We start from the raw sequence: 20,555 nt of genomic DNA on the forward strand, positions 1-20,555 counted from the left end.
GCCCTACCAATGGTAGGCAGAAGGTCAGATGCTAAGTGTCCGCGTGGACACATGCACTCAGACCGTGATGACAGAGAAACAGGACCTTCGAAGCAGACTGGTGGTTGGCCGCAGACGGGATGGCCGGCGGGAATTTGATGAAGATGCCGTGCGGGAGCTGGTCGAGTTTTGCCTGAGGCCGGGGGTATCGATCGCCCGGGCGGCCATGGACCATGACGTTAATCCGAACCAGTTGCGTCGCTGGATCTCGCGCCATCAGCAGCATACGCTGCAAACCCCGACGAGGCCGGACCCGCTGGTGATCGACGGCGTATCGATCGACATTCCGGGCACTGCACATCGGGTTCCAATGAGTGAAGCGCGAGCATTCGTTCCTGTCGTCACGACTGCGTCGACTGTGCCTGCCGCTTCCCCAGTATTGCCACCAGCCCCGTCGTTGATGGCGCTCTCGTTACATGTGCGCTTGTCCAATGGTGTCGAATTCGATCTCGGCGAGGCGAGTGTCGATGAGCTGGCCACGGTGATCCAGATGCTCGGGAGGCTGCCGTGTTCCGGTTCGACGAAGGGCTGAAGGTCTACCTGCATCGCGATCCCGTCGACTTCCGCATGGGCATCAACGGGCTGTCGATCCTGGTCGAACAGGCGATGCGCCTGAACTCAATGACCTCGGCGCTGTTCGTCTTCGGCAACCGCCGTCGTGATCGAGTCAAGATCCTCGGCTGGGGCGGCAACGGCTTCTGGTTGCTGCTCAAGCGACTCGAAGCCGACCGCTTCGTCTGGCCGAACGGCGGCGACACGATCACGCTCAGCACTGAGCAGTTGCACTGGCTGCTCGACGGCATCGACCTGGCCGTGATCCAGAAGCATCCCCAGCGATATTACGCGCGGATGAGCTGAACACTACGCAGATGGCATGGTCTAATCGGCCATGCCGAATAGCCCCGTCATGTTGAGCGCGGAGGAATACGAAGCGCTGATTGCCGCGAGCGCCGAACGCGACGCGCTGCGCGGTGAGCTTCGACTCGTGACGGCCCAGCGCGATCTGGCCGAAGAGAAGCTGCGGGCCTACAAGCACGAACTGTTCGGTGCCTCTAGCGAGGCGCGCCATGCCGACCAACTCGGCCTGTTCAACGAAGCTGAAGCATTGGCCACCACTACCGATGCGCCCGCGCGCGAGGACGCGCCCGGCACGTCTGTCGCCGCCCACACGCGAGGCAAGCGCGGACGCAAACCACTCGATCCGAACTTGCCGCGCGAGGTCGTGCGGCACGAACTACCCGAGTCTGAACGATTCTGCGCGCATGATGGCCAGGCTCTCGTCGAGATCGGCGTCGAGACGAGCGAACAGCTTGACGTGATTCCCGAGCAGGTCCGCGTCGTTCAGCACCAGCGCGTCAAGTACGCGTGCCCGTGCTGTGATCTCGGCATCAAGGTCACGCCGGCGCCAGCGCGTATCATCCCGCGCGGGTTGCTCACGGAATCCGCGCTGGCGTGGATCATCACTGGCAAGTACCAGTACGGTATGCCACTGTATCGCCAAGCCACGCTGCTGCGTCGCTTCGGCGGCGACATCTCGTCCAACACGCTGGCCGCCAGCGTGGTGCGGGTGGGACTGGCCACGCAGCCGGTGATCAACCTGATGCGCGACGCGCTGCTCGAGTCGGACCTGATCTACGGCGACGAGACAACGTTCCAGGTGCTGAAGGAACCGGGACGAAGGCCGCAGGCGAAGAGTTACCTGTGGGCGCAGGTCAACGGCTCGGGGCCACCAGTACGGATGTTCTCGTACTCGCCGGGGCGCGGCGCCCAGCATGCGCAGAAGCTCTATGCTGGCGTGCAGCCTGGCACCGTGCTGATGACTGACGGGTACGAGCTCTACAACGGAATCGCCCACGATCACCAGCTCGTGCATCTCGGATGCTGGGCACACGTGCGCCGCAGCTTCATCAAGGCCGAGGAGTCGGTGCCGAAGGCGGCACGCTCGCCGGATCTGCTGGCCACGCGCTTCGTCGTGCTGATCGGCAAGCTGTTCGCGGCCGAGGTGCGCAGCGCGAAGTGGAAGTCTGAACGTCGGCAACGACTGCGCGCTCGGTACAGCGCCCGCGTGCTCGCCATCATCGAGCGCATGCTGGTTGAGCATCTGCCGGGCGTCGTGCCGTCGAGTCTGCTCGGCAAGGCATTGCAGTACATGAGCGGACAGTGGCCCAAGCTGGTCCGATACGTCGGTAACGGCAACTGGCCGATCTCGAACAACCTGTGCGAGAACGCGATCCGGCCGTTCGTCGTCGGCCGCAAGGGCTGGCTGTTCTCCGATACTGTCGCTGGCGCGCAGGCCAGCGCCAACCTGTACTCCCTCGTCGAGACGTGCAAGGCGAACGGCGTCGAGCCGTATCGCTATCTGGTCTGGCTGTTCACCAGGTTGCCGCTCGCCGCAACCGCCGACGACTATGCCGCCCTCATGCCATGGAGCATGCCTGCCACTCCCAACCTCTGATGGGCGTCGTTAAAAGACCGCATACAATCAATTGACCACACCTCGTTGGGGGCGCCCGGCAATGCCAGTTGCTCGCGCTCAATCATGACGCCGTGGCGCTTGCGACGGCGCCGCACAGCCAGCCCTGCCTCGCGGTACAGGCGATAGATGCGCTTGTGATTGGCGTGCGTGCCTTCGCGTTCCACTAGGGCGTGCAATCGGCGGTAGCCGAATCGACGACGTTGGTGTGCCAACTCCACCAGACGCGCCGCTAGCACCTCATTCTCGTGGTCTGGCTTCGCGTCGTAATGCAGCACGCTGCGAGAAAGCCCGACAAGCCGGCAGGCGCGGCGCTCGGAGATGTTGACCTTCTCCCGAATCGCCGATACTGCTTCGCGTTTGGCTTGCGGGCTCAGGGCTTTCCCTTGACGACGACCTTCAACGCTTCCATATCGAGCATTGCTTCGGCCAGCAGTTTCTTCAGCCGGGCATTCTCCACCTCGAGGTCCTTGAGCCGGCGGGCTTCCGAGACTTCCATGCCGCCGAACTTCGCACGCCAGGTGTAGAACGACGCGTCACTGAACCCGTGCTTCCTGCACAGTTCCTTGACCGGCACCCCGGCCTCGGCTTCCTTCAGAAACCCGATGATTTGCTGTTCCGTAAAGCTCTTCTTCATGTTCGTCTTCTTCTCCGAAATGAGCGGCCCCCAGCAAACAGTGCCATGATGTAAGCGAGTTTTCGGCGGACTTTTTCAGTATGAAAGGAGCCGTACGATGAAACGCAAGCGCTTCAGTGTGGAGCAGATTGTGGCGGTGTTGAAACAGGCCGAAGCAGGCATGCCGGTAGCGGAACTGATTCGTCACGTGGGCATTTCGGAGCAAACCTTCTATCGCTGGAAGAAGGTATATGCCGGTTTGCAGACGGACCAGGTGCGGCAGCTCAAGCAGCTTCAAGACGAGAACGTCCAACTGAAGAAGGTGGTCGCGGAGCTGACGTTGGACAAGGCGATGCTGACCGACGTATTGAAAAAAAAGTGGTGAATTCATCGCCGAGGCGCCATGTCGTGGATTATCTAAAGTCCGCCTATGGAGTAGCAGAGCGGCGTGCCTGCCGCCTGGTGGCCATATCGCGCTCGGTGTACCAGTATCGCAGCCACCGCGACCCGCAGACTGCATTGCGGCAGCGCATGTGTGAAATCGCGGCGACGCGGGTGCGCTATGGTTACCGCAAGATACGCGTGCTGCTGCTACGGGAGGGCTATCAGGTCAGCAAGAATCGGCTGTACCGTTTGTATCGTGAGGAAGGGCTGTCGCTGCGCTACAGACCAAATCGCAAGCGACGTGCACAGATGAGCCGCCCGGCACGTGCAAAGTCGACGGCGGCAAATCAGGCGTGGAGTTTGGACTTCGTCGCCGACCAGCTTTCGAACGGCCAGAGGTTCCGCGCGCTAACCATCATCGACGTCTTTACGCGCGAAGCACTAGCCATCGATGTTGGCCAGCGACTGAGCGCTTCAGATGTCGTGCGTGCACTGGATGAATTGAGGAGCAAACGCGGAGCGCCCCGCACGCTGTTTTGTGACAACGGCTCGGAATTTACGAGTCAGGTGATGGACCTGTGGGCTTACCATCACAAGGTCGAGATTGCCTTCAGCCGGCCCGGCAAGCCAACGGATAACGCATTCGTGGAGTCGTTCAACGGCACGCTTCGCGATGAATGCCTGAACGTGCACTGGTTCACATCGCTGGCCGACGCCAGGGAGCAGATTGAGCGATGGCGGGTCGAATACAACGAGAGTCGGCCTCACAGGGCTCTCGGTGAAGTGCCGCCTGCCGAATACGTCCGTCAGTTGGGCCTGCAGGCCCAACTGACGGACCAACAGAACGCCGAAGACTAACATTGCCTTTGGCACTGAAAACCGGGACCGTTCAAAAACGAACTTTACTAGACTCCGGCTGGCCCTGTTTGCTGGGGGCAGGTCAGGTCTATTAAAGAATCAGCCACCGGTGTGCGATAGCAAGGGCTTTTTCATTCCGGCCCTGGCACCAGTATTTCGCAGCGTCATGCGCTGCACCCTGTCGAAACCCGCGCAAGCTCGCCGCTTCGCGGGTTTTTTGTTTTTGCCGCGCGTTTTTCCCGCGCGCATCGCACACCGCAACGCGCACCCTCCGCCGGCGGTCCAAGCATCAGGACACGCAAGCACGGAGGCCGCTCATGTCCACGCGCGTCTTCTTTTCGAGCCGGATTGGCCGCGGCATGCTCGTCGCGCTGCTGTCAATCATGCTGGGCGGATGCGATCTGCTCCGCGAGCCGCCCGTGCCCGACTGGCCTGGGCCGCATGCACCCTACCCGTTCCCGGACAACATTCCGCACCGCACCGAGTGACCGGCTCGACCGACCTCGCCCCAAGGCGCGCGCCGCACGTTCAGCCCTGCTCGCAGAACCGCAGGATCGCGTCCGCGACGGCCGCCGGCGCCTCGCGCTGCGGAAAGTGCCCGACGCCATCGAGCACGGTGCGCTCATAGCGGCCGGTGAAGAATCGCTCGCGCCCGGCCGAAGTCTCCGGCCCGTTGCAGGTATCCGCGCCGCCGTGCAGCACCAGCGTCGGCACCGACAGCACGGGCGCGGGCGTCAGTTGCGCTTCGTCTTCCGCATAGGCGGCCCCGCCGTCGACGAATCCCCAGCGATAACGGTACGAATGCAGCACCACGTCGATCCAGTCCGGCCCGTCGAAGGCAGTCGCCGCCGCGTCGAAGTCGCGCGCGTCGTACCAGCCGGCCGGCGACCACGTGTCCCACATCAGGCGCGCGAACGCACGGCGATCGTCGCGCAGCGCCTGCTCGCCGCGCGGCGTCGCCATGAACCAGTGGTACCAGTAATTGCGCGCCTGCGGCAGCGACAGCGGCTGGGCCGGGTCGTTCGTGCCGTATCCCACCGATAGCATCACCAGATACGAGGCCGCGCCGTCGCGCAATCCGCACGCGTTCGCAACCGCGCGGGCACCCCAGTCGTGCCCGACCAGGACCGGCCGTTCGATGCCGAGCACGTCGATGAATTCGAGCAGGTCGCGGCCAAGCGCCGCGAGCTGGCCGCTGCGCGGCGTCGCGGGATCGCGAAAGCGGGTCGGCGCGAAGCCGCGCAGCGCGGGTGCGAGCACGCGGTAGCCGTGCGCGGCCAGCGTTTCGGCCACGGCTTCCCAGCCGACCGGGCTGTCCGGCCAGCCATGCAGCAGCACGGCCACGCGTTCGCCGCGCGGATTCCATTCGAGATAGGCAAGTTCGAGCGACGCGGTGGTCGCATATCGATAAGCGGTCATGTGCACTCCGGTGAGTCAGCCTGAATAGCCCATGGTAGACCCGCCTTTCATCACGATTCGCGGCGTATCATCATTCATTCTTCGAATATCGCGTTGAATTACCCATGGAACCGCTGACCGATCCCGCGTCGACCGCGCTCGACATCGCGTTGTTGCGCACCTTCCTCGAAGTCGTCGACAGCCGCGGCTTCGCGCCAGCCGCGGAACGGCTCGCGCTGACGCCGTCCGCGGTCAGCGGCCACATCAAGCGGCTCGAGCAGGCGGCCGGCACGGTGCTGCTCGCGCGCACCACGCGCCGCATCGCGCTCACGCCGGCCGGCGATACGCTGTACGCGTACGCACGCAACATCGTCGACATGGAGCGCGAAGTGCGCGCCCGGCTGCGCGGCGCGTCGGCGTATGGCCGGCTGCGCGTGGGCGCGTCGGAAGACTTCGCGGGTACGTGGCTGCCGCAGGTGTTGCGCACATTCCGCGACAGCCATCCGCGCACGTCGATCGAACTGAAGGTCGGCATCACCGCGGCGCTGCTGCGCGAGCAGACGTTGGGCCGGCTCGACGTCGTGTTCGGCAAGCAATGCCGGCAGGTCGATGCGCCGGGCGAACTGCTGTGGGAAGAGCCGCTGGTATGGGCGTTCGCGTCGGATACGCCGCTCGACGCCGAAAGCGACGTGCCGCTCGCGCTGTTTCCGGAGCCATGCGTATACCGGGAAGCTGCGGTATCCGCGCTCGCGGCCGCACTGAGGCGCTTTCGCGTGCAGTTCGAAAGCGCGAGCATGGCCGGCTGCGTGTCGGCCGCGCTCGCCGGCTTCGCGGTCACGGCGCTCGCGCGCAGCCAATTGCGCGACGGCCTGCGCGCATGCGGGCCGCGCGATGGCCTGCCGACGTTGCCGGCCGCACGCTTTTACGCGTTCGCCTCGAAGCCCGGCGGTGCCGGCGCCGCGCTGATCGACGCGGTGCGGGCCACCGGACGCACGCGGCAGTTCTCGGCACACGCCGACTGAACGCGCGCGCCGGCCGCGATACAAGTCGCAGGCCGCCGCCCCCTTGGTCGCGGCCGGCGCGGGCGGGCGCGGCGCCCTTTTTCAGTCGCCGGTCGCTGCCGCGCCCGTGTCGTTCAGCGCATCCGCCATCAACTCCGCGAACCATTCGACGAACGCATTGAGCCGCCTCGACCGATGCCGGCGATGCGGATAGACAGCCGATACGTCCATCGCCGCGGCCCGATGGCCGGGCATCACCTCGACCAGCGCCCCGCTGTCGAGCAGATGCACGACGTCGAAGCGCGGAATCTGGATCAGCCCCATCCCGGCGATGCAGCTCGCGATATAGGTCTCGGCGTTGTTGACGATCACGCGGCTCGGCAGCGCCAGTGTGCGGTGCTCGCCGTCCGCGCAGTATTCCCAGCCGAGCTCGCGGCCGGTCGTCGGCGACGCATAGCCGATCGCCCAGTGCCCGTGCGCGAGCGCATCGGGGTGCTCGGGCACGCCGCATTCGCGCAGATAGTCGGGGCTCGCGCAGTTGATCAGCGCGAACTGGCCGAGGGGCCGTACCACGAGGCTGCTGTCCGCGAGCCGCCCGACCCGGATCGCGCAGTCGACGCCCTCCTGCACGAGATCGATCGAGCGATCCGTCGAGCCGAGCGACAGTTGCAGCTTCGGGTAGCGGCGAAACAGCGACGGCAGCGCGGGCGCGATCACGCGGCGCGCGATCCGGCTCGGCGCATCGACGTTCAGCCGCCCGATCACGTCGCGATCGCGGCGCCGGAACAGCCGGTCGAGCTCGTCGGCTTCCGCGAGCAGGCGCCGGCCACGCTCCAGCAGCAGCGCGCCGTCGGCCGTCAGCTGCACCTGCCGCGTCGTACGGTGCAACAGGCGCGTGCCGAGCGCGGCCTCGAGTTGCTGGACGGCGGCCGACACCGTCGCGCGCGGCACGTCGAGCGCATGCGCGGCCTTGATGAAGCTGCCCATCTCGGCAACCTGAAGGAAGATTCTGACCTGGTCCAGCTTGTCCATCGGCGGGCGGAAAACGTGGGTTCGGACGACCGTCACCGGCAAGCGCCGCGCGTCGCGGCCGATCCCGGCGGCACAGAAGAAACGGGCGCGCGGTCTTGTGCCCGCGCGCCCGTCCATTGTCCATGCAAACGGTCCATTGCGGGTCGCCGCGCGCACGCGACGACCGCCGGCACGGCCCGTTACTTGGTCGTATAGCCGCCGTTGATCAGGATCGTCTGACCGGTGATCCACCAGCCGTCGGTCACGAGATGGCGGATGAACGGCACGACGTCCTCGATGTCGGTGAGGCCCGTCTTGCTGAACGGCGACAGCGCGGCCGCCGTCTTGTGATACGCGACCGCGTCGGCGCCTTCGGCCGGGTAGAAGAATGGCGTGTCCATCGGGCCCGGCCCGACCGCCGTCACCGAAATGCCGCGCGCGCCGTATTCCTTCGACGCGGCGCGCGTGAAGTGCTCGACGGGCGCCTTCGATCCTTCATAGGCCGCATAGAACGGCGTGAACGCGCCGAGCAGCGACGTCACGAGCGTGACGAGCTTGCCGTGATCCTCGAGGTGCCGCCCCGCTTCCTTGATGAAGAAGAACGCGGACTTGCTGTTCACCGCGAACATCTCGTCGTATTCGGCCTCGGAGATTTCGGTGAACGGCTTCTTCAGCACCTTGCCGACGGTGTTGATCGCGATGTCGATCTTGCCGAAGCGCTGCTTCGCGTCGCCGAACAGCTTCTCGACCGCGGCGGCCGTCGTCAGATCGGCCTGGAACGTCGCGGCTTGCGCGCCGGCCGCGCGCACGGCGGCGGCCGTTTCTTCGGCCTGCGCCTGCGATGCCGCGCTGTTGTAGTGAATCGCCACCGCCTTCGCGCCGTGGCCGGCCAGATCCCGGGCGATCAGGCCGCCGAGATTCTTGGCGCCGCCTGCGATCAGGACGACCTTGTCTGCGAGCGTGTGAGTAGCCACGGTTGACTCCTTTTTGCGTTGGGTGAAGCTAGGAGTGTAGGCACGCGCGACGCGCCGGTCAGCCGGGCATGGCTGGATGGATTATCCAGAAAAACGATCCAATCAGGCGTCCGGAACGGCGGGCTGCCCCACCGACGCGGGCGGCGAAATCTGCTTGGCCTTGGCGCGACACGTCGCACGGCCTCCTCGCACGCGTGAATCAGCGTGCGTAAAGCGCCGCGTCGATCTTGCCGAGCAGCCACTGCATCCCGGCCAGATGCTGCTGGTCGTGGCTGCACAGATAATGAACGAGGCCGCGCACGGTCAGCGCGCCATAGCCGTCGAATTCGCCGGTGCGTGCAAGCTGCCCGGGCGTCAGGCGCGACACGACGTCGAGCGTCTCGCGCCGCGCGTCGCGGATCGCCGCGAGCACGTCGGACGCGTTCGCGGCGTCGTAGCGGCGCTCGATCGCGAGCGCGTCGCCGTCGACCGACACGAGCAGCGGATGATCCTCATCGAGCATCCGCCTCAACCTCACGTGGTAGCCGTCGATCTCGATGTCGCGCACGTGGCAGAGTTGCCCGAGCGGCGAGAAGTGCTCGCTCGGGATGCCGTTCCAGTCGTCGGGGGTCCAGCGTGCATAGCCGTCCGGCACGGCGGCGAAATGGGCTTCGAGCTGGCGGGGAAAATCGGCGAGTGCATCGAGCGTCGTCGGATTCATGCGGCAAACTCCGTGTCGGGTGAAGACGGCAACAGCCCTGGCACGGACCCGCCGCCGCGGTGGCACTGCTTCACGCTGGAGCCGTACGTACCTTGCGTGCGATGTCCACTTTCCATGAAGAAGGAACGTGCCCCGCGTCGCGCCCAGCGCTCCGCAGCTTACCAGCGCGGGCGAGTTCGTGCCGGCGCCGGCGCGCCGCTTGATAGAATGCGCGCGCTATGGATCTCGAAAGCATTCTCTACACGCAGGGCTTCGGCTCGCGCCGCCAGTGCCGCGGCCTGATCGAAACGGGCCGCGTCACCGTCGCGGGCGCGAGCGCGACCGACCCCGACGCGTCGTTCGACACCGACGGCCTCGTGTTCACGGTCGACGACACCGCCTGGCCGTTCCACGCCCGCGCATATCTCGCGCTCAACAAGCCGGCCGGCTACGAATGTTCGCGCGACCCGCAACACCATGCCAGCGTGTTCAGCCTGTTGCCCGCGCCGCTCGTCGCACGCGGCGTGCAGTGCGTCGGCCGCCTCGACCAGGACACGACCGGCCTGCTGCTGCTGTCCGACGACGGCCAGTTCGTGCATGCGTACACGTCTCCGAAGCGCAAGGTGCCGAAGACCTACGTCGCGACCGTGCGCCACCCGCTCGACGATGCCCAACTGGACGCGCTGCGCGCCGGGGTGCAGCTCCACGGCGAGCCGAAGCCGATCGCGGCGGTCGCCGCCGACGCGCGCGACACGCACGCGCTCGCGCTGACCGTCCTCGAAGGCAAATATCATCAGGTGAAACGCATGGTCGCCGCGGCCAGCAACCGCGTCGAGGCGCTGCACCGCGAAAGCATCGGCGGTTTCACGCTGCCGGACGACCTGGCGCCGGGCGCATGGCGCTGGCTCGGGGAAGACGACCTTTCAGCCCTGCGCAATTCCGTCAAAACCCTGTAAGGGAAAATCCGCACGATCGTTCGGTGTCCGGCCGCGTCGCGGCCGCACGATCCCCCGCTATACTGAAATCACAAGCTGTACGAGCAGCAATGCAGGGGAGACATCATGAACATCAACCATTCTTTCGAACTGTCGTACGTGACGATCGCCTTCGCGGTCGTGGGCGCCATCGTGATCGGCGGGCTGCTGGCCACGATGCACATGAAGCACAAATATCATCCGAATCTGATCGGCGCGCTGATCGGCGCGTTGCTGTGCTTCCTGCTGATCGAGGCGTTACCGGCGCTCACCTGACGCGCCGCGCGACGCGAGCGTTTGAAGGAATTCGTCTACGGTCGGATAGCGCAACGTCACGCACAATTCGGCCTTGAGCCGCGCATTCGACAGGCGCCGCGACTCGCGCATGAACGACAGAAGCGTCGGTTCGAGCCGATGCTCGGCGTCCGCGCGACTGATCCGCGGCGGCAGCGGCAGGCCGAACACCTGCGCGACCCGGTCGAAATACTCTCCCATCCGCAGTTCGCTGTCGTCCGACGCGTGCACGGCGCGCGCCGGCTTGCCGCGCACGGCCGCGCGCCGCAGGATCGCCGCGAGATCGTCCGCGTGGATATGGTTCGTGTAGACGTCGTCGGCCGCGTCGAGCGCCGGCGTGCCGCGCTCGAGCCGCGCGAGCGGCAGCCGGTTCGCCGCGTAGATGCCGGGAATGCGCACGATGCGCGCGGACAGCACGCCGCGCACCGTCGCCGCGCGCAACTGACGCTCGGCCGACACGCGCCGGAACGCGCGCGGATTCGCGGGGCGCAGCGGCTGCGTCTCGTCGATTCGCGCCCCGCCGCAATCGCCGTATACGCCCGTCGTGCTGGCGTAGACGAGCGTCGGCGCGCGAAGGGCGTCGGGTACAATACGCGCTGCCCGCGCCGGCACGCCGGCCTGCCGGGACGCGGCACGCAGCGTGCGGAGCCGGCCGACCGACGATACCGGCGGTGCGGATGGCCGCCGTGCAGGCACGGACAATGCGGCGATCAGCGCGCGGGTGCGGCGATCGTCGCGGCCGTCGGATTGCGGCGGCGCGAGATGCAGGATCGTGCGGGCGAGCCCCGCGATACGTCCGAGCGTCGCGCGGCGATCGAGGTCGCCGACGATCGGCGTCGCGCCTGCCGCGCGCAATTCGTCGCAGCGGCCCGGATGGCTCGTCAGCGCGACGATGCGCAGGTTGCGGCGCGCGGCGCGCCATTGCGCGACGCAACGCAGGCCGACGTCGCCGCAGCCGACGATCAGTGCGCGCGGCCGGCGCAGGATTCGAGTCGCGATCATGATGGTTGCGAAATCAGTAGCCACCGTTGCGCGGCGCGCAACGGGTTTGCATTGTAGCTGCCGTGCCGACATGCACGGTCCCCACATTTTGTTCTATTTGGTTCTATGGCATTCAACGTTACTCTCAAGCAAAGCGGCCGGCAGTTCCAGGTCGAGTCGGACGAAACCGTGCTGGCGGCGGCGCTGCGCCAGAACGTCCATCTGCCGTACGGATGCAAGAACGGCGCGTGCGGCTCCTGCAAGGGCCAGATCGTGTCGGGCCAGATCGAACAGGGCCCGCACGCCGCGTCGGCACTGTCCAACGACGAACGCACGCGCGGCCTCGCGCTGCTCTGCTGTTCGAAGGCGCAATGCGACCTCGAGATCGACGTGCGTGAAATCGCCGGCGTCGACGGCGTGCAGGTGAAGAAGCTGCCGTGCCGGATCGCCGCGCTCGAGCGCCGCGCCGACGACGTGATGGTCGTGAAGCTGCAGTTGCCCGCCAACGAGCGCCTGCAATACCTCGCGGGCCAGTACGTCGAGTTCATCCTGAAGGACGGCTCGCGCCGCAGCTACTCGATGGCGAATGCGCCGCACGCGGAAGGCCCGATCGAGCTGCACATCCGCCACATGCCGGGCGGCAAGTTCACCGACCATGTGTTCGGCGCGATGAAGGAGCGCGACATCCTGCGCTTCGAAGGCCCGCTCGGCACGTTCTTCCTGCGCGAGGATTCCGACAAGCCGATCGTGCTGCTCGCGTCGGGCACCGGCTTCGCGCCGATCAAGGCGATCATCGAGCACGTCAGGCATTCCGGCATCACGCGCCCGATGACGCTCTATTGGGGCGCACGCCGCAAGAAGGACATCTACCTCGGCGAGCTCGCCGAGCAATGGGCGCGCGAGATCCCGAACTTCAAGTACGTGCCGGTGCTGTCCGAGCCGGACGACGCCGACCAGTGGACGGGCCGCACCGGCTTCGTCCACCGCGCGGTGATCGAGGACCTGCCCGATCTGTCGGGCCACCAGGTGTACGCGTGCGGCGCGCCGGTGATGGTCGAATCCGCGCAGCGCGACTTCACGCAGCACCACGCGCTGCCGGCCGACGAGTTCTACGCGGACTCGTTCACGAGCGCCGCCGATCTCGCGCACCCGGTCTGAGCACCGGGCGCGCCCGCGTCCCCGCTGCGCGCCGCCGTGTCACATCCGTGGCATCGCGGCGGTTTACAGTGGGGCGCGGGATGCCTTATGCTTGCGCACATGAACCGCTTCCTGTCCGCTCTCCGACGTCGCCGCTCGCCGCTCCGCCCGGATGCCGCCGGCTCGTCACGGACTCGCGCGTAACCCTCCCTCCGCTTCACCGGTTACGCACAAGCTGTTCGACCTACCAGCCACGGCCTTCCGTGGCTTTTTTATTGCCCGTTTCCCTTTCAACGTCCGCTGGAGTCTGCTGTCATGTCCCTGAACGATTACCCGATCGACTCGCTGATGTACATCACGAACCGCCCCGACATCGTGTTTACGCACGGCAAGGGTTCGTGGCTCTACGATCACACCGGCAAGCGCTATCTGGACTTCATTCAGGGCTGGGCCGTCAACAGTCTCGGCCACTGCAACGACGGCATCGTCGAAGCGCTGAAGACGCAGGCCGAGAAGCTGCTGAACCCGTCGCCCGCGTTCTACAACGAACCGATGGCGAAGCTCGCGGGGCTGCTGACGCAACACAGCGTGTTCGACAAGGTGTTCTTCACGAACAGCGGCGCGGAAGCGAACGAAGGCGCGATCAAGCTCGCGCGCAAATGGGGCCGCAAGTTCAAGAACGGCGCGTACGAGATCATCACGTTCGACCACAGCTTCCACGGCCGCACGCTCGCGACGATGTCGGCCAGCGGCAAGCCGGGCTGGGACACGATCTACGCACCGCAAGTGCCGGGCTTCCCGAAGGCCGAGCTGAACGACATCAACTCGGTCGAGAAGCTGATCACCGACAAGACCGTCGCGGTGATGCTCGAGCCGATCCAGGGCGAAGGCGGCGTGATTCCGGCGACGCGTGAATTCATGCAGGCGCTGCGTGCGCTGACGAAGCAGCACGACCTGCTGCTGATCGTCGACGAAGTGCAAAGCGGCTGCGGCCGCGCGGGCACGCTGTTCGCGTACGAGCTGTCCGGCATCGAGCCGGACATCATGACGCTCGCGAAGGGCATCGGCGGCGGCGCTCCGCTCGGCGCACTGCTGTCGAAGGCCGACGTCGCGGTGTTCGAGGCCGGCGACCAGGGCGGCACGTACAACGGCAACCCGCTGATGACGGCGGTCGGCCATTCGGTGATCTCGCAACTCGTCGCGCCCGGCTTCCTCGAAGGCGTGCGCGCGCGCGGCGAATACCTGAAGCGCAAGCTGCTCGAGCTGTCGGAGGAGCGCGGTTTCGAAGGCGAACGCGGCGAAGGCCTGCTGCGCGCGCTGCTGCTCGGCAAGGACATCGGCCCGCAGATCGTCGAGAAGGCGCGCGACATGCAGCCCGATGGCCTGCTGCTGAACGCGGCGCGCCCGAACCTGCTGCGCTTCATGCCCGCGCTGAACGTCACGACCGAGGAAATCGACCAGATGATGGCGATGCTGCGGTCGATCCTCGACACGCTCTGAGGAGACCGCCGCGATGGATGCCGCCGCCGATGCTGTCGCTATCCGCCCGTTCGAACGCGCCGACACCGATGCCGTGCTCGCGGTCTGGCGCGACGCGTTCCCGCAGTACGACGAAGCCGGCGCGCCGCCGCACCGCGATCCGCTGCGATCGATCGAGCTGAAGCTCGCGACGCAGCCGGAACTGTTCTTCGTCGCGACCAGCGGCGCGCGGGTCGTCGGCACGCTGATGGCGGGCTTCGACGGACATCGCGGCTGGCTATATTCGTTCGGCGTGTCGAACGACGCACGGCGACTCGGCATCGGCCGCGCGCTGATCGCGCATGCGGAACGCGCGCTCGCCGCGCGCGGCTGCCTGAAGATCAATCTGCAGGTGCTGCCCGGCAACGACGATGCGTGCCGCTTCTATGCGGCGCTCGGCTATCGCGTCGAGGAACGCATTTCGTTCGGCAAGACGCTGCCGGCCGCCTGACGCCGGCAGCCCCCATCAGCGCGTGATCGGCCCCGCGTCCGGCAGCGGATTGCCGAGCGCGTCGGTCGGCACGGCCTGCTGCTCGAACGCCGCGAAATACGCGGCCCACTGCGACTCGCTCACGCGCACGATCAGCGCGCCGTCCTGCCAGACGTCGTTGTGATCGTTGTGGTCGTCGCCCGCGCGGTGCAGATAGTGCGAGCCCGTCGACCCCTGGTTCATGTGCGTGTCGTGAATGCCGTTGCCTTCCGAATACGTGCGGCCGAACACGACGACGTCGAGCCCCTGCGACTGCGCGGCGTTGACGAGCCGCAGCAGCGAAGGGATCGGCTCCGCGTTCTCGGTACCGTCCATCACCGCGCTGGCGCGCCATGCGCCCGTCTCGTTCAGGATGTCGCTGCGCAGATAGTCGAGCGCCGGCAGCGCGGTTTGCCCGGTGAGATCGGTGTAGCCTTCGGCCGCGGCCGCGAGCGTCGCCGTGACCGGATGATGGAAATCGTAGACGAGCTTGTAGTTCAGCAAGTCGTCCGCGTCGTTGGTGCCGACGTTGATCGCGACGTCCCAGTCGCCCGTCGGCAGTGCGAGTGTCAGGTGGATGTGATACTGGATCTCGCTGCCATGCGGCGAGCCCTTCAGCTGCGCCACCGACGTCACCTTCGCCTTCACGAAACCGTAGTCCAGACTCATGCGTGCTCTCCGTGTCCCGATGGATCGACCATGCTACGCAGCCCGCGTGTCGGTTTGCGGACGGCCGGTTGCCGCGTCCCGCGCCGCATGTTCGGCGTCACCGCCGAATGAATGGAGTCGCCTCCGCACGCACAAGTTCGCCGCCGGGCGCGCCGCACGAAAAAAAAGCTGCCACGGCATCCCGTGACAGCTTTTCGAAAGCTCTTGCGCGGCACGCCGGCATCCGCCGCCGCGCCGCACCGGGCTCGGTCATTCACCCAGATACGCGGCCCGCACCTTAGGATCGTCGAGCATCTGCTTCGCGTCGCCTTCCATCGTGACCGTGCCCGAGTCCATCACATAACCGCGGTCGGCCGCCTGCAGCGCGAGGCGTGCATTCTGCTCAACCAGCAGCACCGTGATGCCCTCCTTCGAGATCTCGCGCACCACTTCGAAGATCTTCTCGACCATGATCGGCGACAGGCCCATCGACGGCTCGTCGAGCAGCAGGAGCTTCGGCTTCGACAGGATCGCGCGCGACATCGCCAGCATCTGCTGCTCGCCGCCCGACAGCGTGCCCGCAAGCTGCGTCGCACGCTCCTTCAGACGCGGGAAGAAGCCGAACATCCGGTCGACGTCCTTCTTGATCTGCTCCTTGTCGTTGCGCAGATACGCGCCCATCTGCATGTTCTCGATGATCGACATCCGCGCGAAGATCCCGCGACCTTCCGGCACCATCGCGAGCCCGCGCTTGAGCAGTTCGTGCGACGGCACGCCCTTGATCGACTTGCCGTCGTACTCGATGTCGCCCGCCGAATACGGCTTGAGACCCGTGATCGCCTTCATCGTCGTGGTCTTGCCCGCGCCGTTCGCGCCGATCAGCGTCACGAGCTCGCCCTGACGGACTTCCATGTCAACACCCTTGACGGCCTGGATGCCGCCGTAGTTGACCTGCAAGCCCTTGATTTTCAACATTGCCGCTGCCATCAGTGCACCCCTGCGCCGAGATATGCCTCAATCACCTTCGGATTCTTCTGCACGTCCTGCGGCAGACCCTCGGCGATCACCTTGCCGTAATCGAGCACCGTCATCCGGTTGCACAGTCCCATCACGAGCTTCACGTCGTGCTCGATCAGCAGAATCGTGCGGCCGTCCGAGCGGATCTTGTCGAGCAGGCGCGTGAGTTCGACCTTCTCGGTCGCGTTCATCCCGGCCGCCGGCTCGTCGAGCGCGAGCAGCTTCGGGTCGGTCGCCAGCGCGCGGGCGATTTCCAGCCGGCGCTGGTGGCCGTACGACAGGTTGCGCGACGTGTAGTCCGCATACTGCAGCACGCCGACGTATTCGAGCAGCTCGATCGCGCGTTCCTTGATCTCGCGCTCTTCCTGGCGTTCGGCCGGCGTCTGGAACACCGCGCCGAGCAGCCCGTGCTTGGTGCGCACGTGGCGGCCCACCATCACGTTCTCGAGTGCGGTCATCCCGCCGAACAGGCGAATGTTCTGGAACGTGCGCGCGATGCCCGTCTTCGCGACCTGGTGCACCGCGGTCGGCTTGTATTCCGTGCCGTCGAGCTTGAACTCGCCGGAGTCCGGCGTGTACAGGCCCGTGATCACGTTGAAGAACGTGGTCTTGCCGGCGCCGTTCGGGCCGATCAGGCCGTAGATCTCGCCTTCCTTGATCTCGAGGCCGACGTCGGACAGTGCCTGCAAGCCGCCGAAGCGCTTGTTCACGCCTTTGACGGACAGTCGGATTTGCTTGTCGCTCATGTGTGATATCCCCTTGTCCGTTGGTTAAGCGCGCACCGGCTTCTTGCTGTTGCGCTTCGCCAGTTTCGCGATCTTGTCCTCATGCTTCGGCGCCGGCCACAGGCCTTCCGAGCGGTACAGCATGATGATCACCATCGCGAGGCCATACAGCGCCTGACGGATCACTTCGGTATCGACGATGTCGTGACCGAAGATCGCATGCTGCAGCGGGCTCATCGTCGAGCGCAGGAATTCCGGGAAGATCGCGAGCAGCACCGCACCGAGGATCACGCCCGGAATGTGGCCCATGCCGCCGAGCACCACGCAGGCCAGCACGACGATCGATTCCCAGAACGTGAACGATTCCGGCGACACGAAGCCCTGGAACGAACCGAACATCGCGCCCGACAGGCCGCCGAACGATGCACCCATCGCGAACGCGAGCAGCTTCACGTTACGGGTGTTGATGCCCATCGCCTTCGCGGCGATTTCGTCTTCGCGGATCGCGGCCCAGGCACGGCCGATACGCGAGTGCTGCAGGCGCGTACACGTCCAGATCACCAGCAGCGAGCACAGCACGAACAGGTAGTAGTACATGTACACCGACGGCAGCTGGAAGCCGAACAGCGAGTGCGTCTGCGACAGGTTGAAGCCGCCGACGTGCACCGGATCGATGCCCGTGATCCCCTTCGGGCCGTTGGTGATGTTCACCGGACGGTCGAGGTTGTTCATGAAGATCCGGACGATTTCACCGAAGCCGAGCGTCACGATCGCCAGGTAGTCGCCGCGCAGACGCAGCGTCGGCGCGCCGAGCAGGATCCCGAAGGTCGCCGCCAGCGCCATCGCGATCGGCACGATGATCAGGAACGGGATGTGCAGGCCGTTCGGCGCGAGCGCCGCGATCCACTCGAACTGCGAGGTCAGGTGCGGCGAGCTCAGCAGCGCCGCCGTGTACGCGCCCACCGCGTAGAACGCGATGTAGCCGAGGTCGAGCAGGCCGGCGAAGCCGACCACCACGTTCAGACCCAGCGCGAGCATCACGTACAGCATCGCGAAGTCGAGCACGCGGACCCAGTAATTGCCGCCTGCCGAGCCGATGATGATCGGCGCCGCGATCACGAAGGCCGCGGTCAGGATGCCGATGACGACGGTCTTCGTCGTGTTGCGTTCTTCGACGAGCGACGTCGAGGATTCGATCGGTTGAATGGATGTCATGTTGTTTGCTCCCCTTCCGTTACGCGCGGTCCGCGACACGTTCACCCAGCAGGCCCGACGGACGGAACACCAGCACGATGATCAGCACGATGAATGCGAACACGTCCTGGTAGTTACTGCCGAATACGCCGCCCGTGAGGTTGCCGATGTAACCCGCGCCGAGCTGCTCGATCAGGCCGAGCACCACGCCGCCGACCATCGCGCCGCCGAGGTTGCCGATCCCGCCGAGCACCGCCGCCGTGAACGCCTTCATGCCGGGGATGAAGCCCATGTAGAAGTGCACGTTGCCGTATTCGGACGCGATCATCACGCCGGCCAGCGCGGCGAGCGCGGAGCCGATCATGAACGTCGCCGAAATCACGAAGTTCGGGTTCACGCCCATCAGGCTCGCGGTGTTCGGGCTTTCGGCAATCGCACGCATCGCGCGGCCGAGCTTGGTCTTGTGCACGAGCAGCAGGAGGCCTGCCATCACGATGAACGCCACCGCGATGATCACGATTTCAGTCACCGAGATCACGGCGCCGGGCGTCGTGTCGGTCGCCTTGATCACGTTGATCGGATCGGTCGGCAGCAATTGCGGGAACGGCAGCGGGTTGCGCGACCAGATGATCATCGCGGCCGTCTGCAGCAGGATCGACACGCCGATCGCGGTGATCAGCGGGGCGAGACGCGGCGCACGGCGCAGCGGCCGGTACGCGACACGTTCGATCGTGTAGCCCACGCACGCGCAGACGACGGCGGCGATGCCAAGACCGATCGTCAGCGTCGCGACGTTGCCGAGTCCGGGGAAATGGTTCTGCAGCACGGTGATCGCCGACAGGGCGACCATCGCGCCGATCATCAGCACGTCGCCGTGCGCGAAGTTGATGATGCCGAGAATGCCGTACACCATCGTGTAACCCAACGCGATGATGGCGTACACACTGCCGAGCACCAGCCCGTTGAGGATCTGCTGGATGAAAATATCCATTTAAAGCTCCTTGGCCCATGCTGCCGGAGGACGTTGCGCCCCGCGGGTAAGCGAGGAATCGCGCCTTCTCGGCGACACTGCGGGTACTAGTCGATACCGGTAAGGGTGGATCGTCCCGGCGCGCGCCGCCCGGCCTGTACGGCCGGACCTGCCGCCGGAGCGGATACAGAAACGGCACCGCACTGTTCCGGTGCCATCATGAGTCCCGTCGCTAAATCGTCACGACATCGAGGACGGTGTACTTGGCCTCCTTGAAGTCGTAGGGCAGCGTGCCGCAACGGTGTCCGGTTGCCCGAACGCCGTGCCTTTTTCCGTCCGGGCCGGGGCGAACCCTGCTTCCGGGCAGATCAGGTTCCGCGCCGCGTCGCCCGCGGGCTCGACCACCTTGGCGGCGCACATGCCGTTGTCGCCAAGGATTTGCACTCCGATGCCGGACGCCGTCGCCTGCGCTGCAAGCGGGCCGTCCACCGCCGCCCGCGCGGCGCCCGAACCGGCATCGCGAAGGTGGCGCCCGACTTTCGTCAGGACTGCGTCGGAATCCGTGAAACGAAGCAGCCCGCCCGCCGCGACGCGATGGGTCGCGGCGACACGCTGTTTCGTCGAATCGAAATGAAAGGGGATCAGTGACATCTGCACGTCGCCTGCGTTGCCCCGAAACCCGGGCGTCCGTCGTTCGACGCGCCCTGCTGTCGCCGCATCACGGTCCGCGGCTCGTTGTCGGACAATCTGCATGCCCGTCGCCCGGTCGATGGCAGCGCCGCCGGCGCGTGCTGCCCGCCGTGCCGAATGCATGCCGATCTTCGAGCCCTGCGCGTTGATTTCCTCGATCGCCAAACGTGCCCCGTTGTCCTTGTCACTGTCCGATTGCGCAACGCGGCACGCCGACGGCACCGCACGACCGGTTCCGGCAGCGCGCACGTCGCTGGCAGCCGGTACTGCGCGTGCCGCAGCGTCCCTGCCCGCCTCGTCGTCGCTCTTTTTGCTGCAGCCGGCAAGCATTGCAACCGGTGCGGCGACGGACATGGCGTAAGCCAACTTCACATGCATCGAGTAGGTCTCCCGCGCCTTGCCAAAACCCGATTTCAAAGCCATTCCGGCCTGAAAACGGGCGCATTGTAACTCCATTTATAGGACGCCAATAATCCTGATTCGATGGGGTTTTCCTGCATTGCAA

At 65.9% G+C, this 20,555-nt stretch carries 21 protein-coding genes and 2 pseudogenes; 11 read left to right on the forward strand and 12 right to left on the reverse strand.

Annotation, left to right across the window (positions count from 1 at the left end):
• The first annotated feature begins 28 nt into the window (after nucleotides 1-28).
• Genes WS87_RS13940 through tnpC form a run of 3 tightly spaced genes read left to right on the forward strand, consistent with a single transcriptional unit; the run spans nucleotide 29 to nucleotide 2,494 of the window.
• Nucleotides 29-571: a transposase gene (locus WS87_RS13940; protein ID WP_059531437.1), complete on the forward strand. Its 543-nt coding sequence runs from the start codon at nucleotides 29-31 to the stop codon at nucleotides 569-571.
• A complete protein-coding gene (gene tnpB, locus WS87_RS13945; protein ID WP_059531434.1) occupies nucleotides 547-897 on the forward strand; it encodes an IS66 family insertion sequence element accessory protein TnpB in 351 nt (116 codons plus the stop codon). The genes WS87_RS13940 and tnpB overlap by 25 nt, the downstream gene beginning before the upstream one ends.
• A gap of 31 nt (nucleotides 898-928) precedes the next feature.
• Complete coding sequence (gene tnpC / locus WS87_RS13950) at nucleotides 929-2,494, forward strand: IS66 family transposase (RefSeq protein WP_059820731.1); 1,566 nt, start codon at nucleotides 929-931, stop codon at nucleotides 2,492-2,494.
• Nucleotides 2,495-2,520: 26 nt separating this feature from the next.
• On the opposite strand, the pseudogene WS87_RS13955 reads toward tnpC, so the two are convergent.
• Nucleotides 2,521-3,149: pseudogene (locus WS87_RS13955) on the reverse strand (transposase); the annotation flags it as partial.
• 97 nt (nucleotides 3,150-3,246) lie between these two features.
• Between WS87_RS13955 and WS87_RS13960 the strand changes: the two are divergent.
• Nucleotides 3,247-4,370 (forward strand): IS3-like element ISBvi7 family transposase gene (locus tag WS87_RS13960; protein WP_107938004.1). Its coding sequence is split into 2 segments (ribosomal slippage): nucleotides 3,247-3,508 and nucleotides 3,508-4,370, totalling 1,125 coding nucleotides; the frame shifts between segments, so codons are not numbered across the junction.
• Between the two features lie 317 nt (nucleotides 4,371-4,687).
• Complete coding sequence (locus WS87_RS33985) at nucleotides 4,688-4,858, forward strand: hypothetical protein (RefSeq protein WP_179949186.1); 171 nt, start codon at nucleotides 4,688-4,690, stop codon at nucleotides 4,856-4,858.
• A gap of 40 nt (nucleotides 4,859-4,898) precedes the next feature.
• Here the strand turns inward: WS87_RS33985 and WS87_RS13965 are convergent, their stop codons facing one another.
• Nucleotides 4,899-5,789 (reverse strand): alpha/beta fold hydrolase, encoded by an 891-nt coding sequence (locus WS87_RS13965; RefSeq protein ID WP_059820916.1) that lies wholly within the window; start codon nucleotides 5,787-5,789, stop codon nucleotides 4,899-4,901.
• 104 nt (nucleotides 5,790-5,893) lie between these two features.
• Between WS87_RS13965 and WS87_RS13970 the strand changes: the two genes are divergently transcribed.
• Complete coding sequence (locus WS87_RS13970) at nucleotides 5,894-6,790, forward strand: LysR family transcriptional regulator (protein ID WP_059820917.1); 897 nt, start codon at nucleotides 5,894-5,896, stop codon at nucleotides 6,788-6,790.
• Nucleotides 6,791-6,871: 81 nt separating this feature from the next.
• On the opposite strand, the gene WS87_RS13975 is transcribed toward WS87_RS13970, so the two are convergent.
• The 3 genes from WS87_RS13975 to WS87_RS13985 all read right to left on the reverse strand — a co-directional run bounded on the left by WS87_RS13975 (nucleotide 6,872) and on the right by WS87_RS13985 (nucleotide 9,454).
• The gene (locus tag WS87_RS13975; protein WP_059820918.1) at nucleotides 6,872-7,801 is read right to left on the reverse strand and encodes a LysR family transcriptional regulator; all 930 of its coding nucleotides are present in this window, start codon (nucleotides 7,799-7,801) and stop codon (nucleotides 6,872-6,874) included.
• 179 nt (nucleotides 7,802-7,980) lie between these two features.
• Entirely contained in the window at nucleotides 7,981-8,754 is a 774-nt protein-coding gene (locus WS87_RS13980; protein ID WP_059450952.1) for an SDR family oxidoreductase, read from the reverse strand.
• A 199-nt stretch (nucleotides 8,755-8,953) separates the two neighbouring features.
• Nucleotides 8,954-9,454 (reverse strand): DinB family protein, encoded by a 501-nt coding sequence (locus tag WS87_RS13985; protein WP_059692225.1) that lies wholly within the window; start codon nucleotides 9,452-9,454, stop codon nucleotides 8,954-8,956.
• Between the two features lie 218 nt (nucleotides 9,455-9,672).
• Here WS87_RS13985 and WS87_RS13990 point away from each other — a divergent pair, with 218 nt between their 5' ends.
• Entirely contained in the window at nucleotides 9,673-10,389 is a 717-nt protein-coding gene (locus WS87_RS13990) for a pseudouridine synthase (protein ID WP_059701872.1), read from the forward strand.
• Nucleotides 10,390-10,494: 105 nt separating this feature from the next.
• Nucleotides 10,495-10,683, forward strand: a complete 189-nt coding sequence (locus WS87_RS13995) for a hypothetical protein (RefSeq protein ID WP_059527680.1) — start codon at nucleotides 10,495-10,497, stop codon at nucleotides 10,681-10,683.
• On the opposite strand, the gene WS87_RS14000 is transcribed toward WS87_RS13995, so the two are convergent.
• Nucleotides 10,666-11,703 carry an NAD-dependent epimerase/dehydratase family protein gene (locus WS87_RS14000; protein WP_059820919.1) on the reverse strand — a complete coding sequence of 346 codons (1,038 nt, stop codon included), beginning with the start codon at nucleotides 11,701-11,703 and terminating at the stop codon, nucleotides 10,666-10,668. The genes WS87_RS13995 and WS87_RS14000 overlap by 18 nt on opposite strands.
• Nucleotides 11,704-11,808: 105 nt before the next feature.
• Here WS87_RS14000 and WS87_RS14005 point away from each other — a divergent pair, with 105 nt between their 5' ends.
• The 3 genes from WS87_RS14005 (at nucleotide 11,809) to WS87_RS14015 (ending at nucleotide 14,788) form a co-directional block, all read left to right on the forward strand.
• Nucleotides 11,809-12,840: a CDP-6-deoxy-delta-3,4-glucoseen reductase gene (locus WS87_RS14005; protein WP_059820920.1), complete on the forward strand. Its 1,032-nt coding sequence runs from the start codon at nucleotides 11,809-11,811 to the stop codon at nucleotides 12,838-12,840.
• A gap of 294 nt (nucleotides 12,841-13,134) precedes the next feature.
• Nucleotides 13,135-14,319 (forward strand): acetylornithine transaminase, encoded by a 1,185-nt coding sequence (locus tag WS87_RS14010; protein WP_059527689.1) that lies wholly within the window; start codon nucleotides 13,135-13,137, stop codon nucleotides 14,317-14,319.
• A gap of 13 nt (nucleotides 14,320-14,332) precedes the next feature.
• Nucleotides 14,333-14,788, forward strand: coding sequence for a GNAT family acetyltransferase (locus WS87_RS14015; protein WP_021160763.1), 456 nt, complete (start codon nucleotides 14,333-14,335; stop codon nucleotides 14,786-14,788).
• A gap of 15 nt (nucleotides 14,789-14,803) precedes the next feature.
• On the opposite strand, the gene WS87_RS14020 is transcribed toward WS87_RS14015, so the two are convergent.
• The 6 genes and pseudogenes from WS87_RS14020 to WS87_RS14050 form a co-directional block, all read right to left on the reverse strand.
• Nucleotides 14,804-15,475, reverse strand: coding sequence for a DUF2278 family protein (locus tag WS87_RS14020; RefSeq protein ID WP_059527695.1), 672 nt, complete (start codon nucleotides 15,473-15,475; stop codon nucleotides 14,804-14,806).
• Between the two features lie 249 nt (nucleotides 15,476-15,724).
• Nucleotides 15,725-16,441, reverse strand: coding sequence for an ABC transporter ATP-binding protein (locus WS87_RS14030; RefSeq protein WP_027785191.1), 717 nt, complete (start codon nucleotides 16,439-16,441; stop codon nucleotides 15,725-15,727).
• Nucleotides 16,441-17,217, reverse strand: a complete 777-nt coding sequence (locus WS87_RS14035; protein WP_011352945.1) for an ABC transporter ATP-binding protein — start codon at nucleotides 17,215-17,217, stop codon at nucleotides 16,441-16,443. The genes WS87_RS14030 and WS87_RS14035 overlap by 1 nt, the downstream gene beginning before the upstream one ends.
• 24 nt (nucleotides 17,218-17,241) lie before the next feature.
• Complete coding sequence (locus WS87_RS14040) at nucleotides 17,242-18,411, reverse strand: ABC transporter permease subunit (protein WP_059820921.1); 1,170 nt, start codon at nucleotides 18,409-18,411, stop codon at nucleotides 17,242-17,244.
• 19 nt (nucleotides 18,412-18,430) lie between these two features.
• Nucleotides 18,431-19,381: a branched-chain amino acid ABC transporter permease gene (locus WS87_RS14045; RefSeq protein WP_059468282.1), complete on the reverse strand. Its 951-nt coding sequence runs from the start codon at nucleotides 19,379-19,381 to the stop codon at nucleotides 18,431-18,433.
• A 211-nt stretch (nucleotides 19,382-19,592) separates the two neighbouring features.
• Nucleotides 19,593-20,428 (reverse strand): annotated as a pseudogene (locus tag WS87_RS14050) (branched-chain amino acid ABC transporter).
• Nucleotides 20,429-20,555 lie beyond the last annotated feature (127 nt).

It is taken from the genome of Burkholderia sp. MSMB0856 (assembly GCF_001524645.2).
GTDB lineage: Bacteria > Pseudomonadota > Gammaproteobacteria > Burkholderiales > Burkholderiaceae > Burkholderia > Burkholderia diffusa.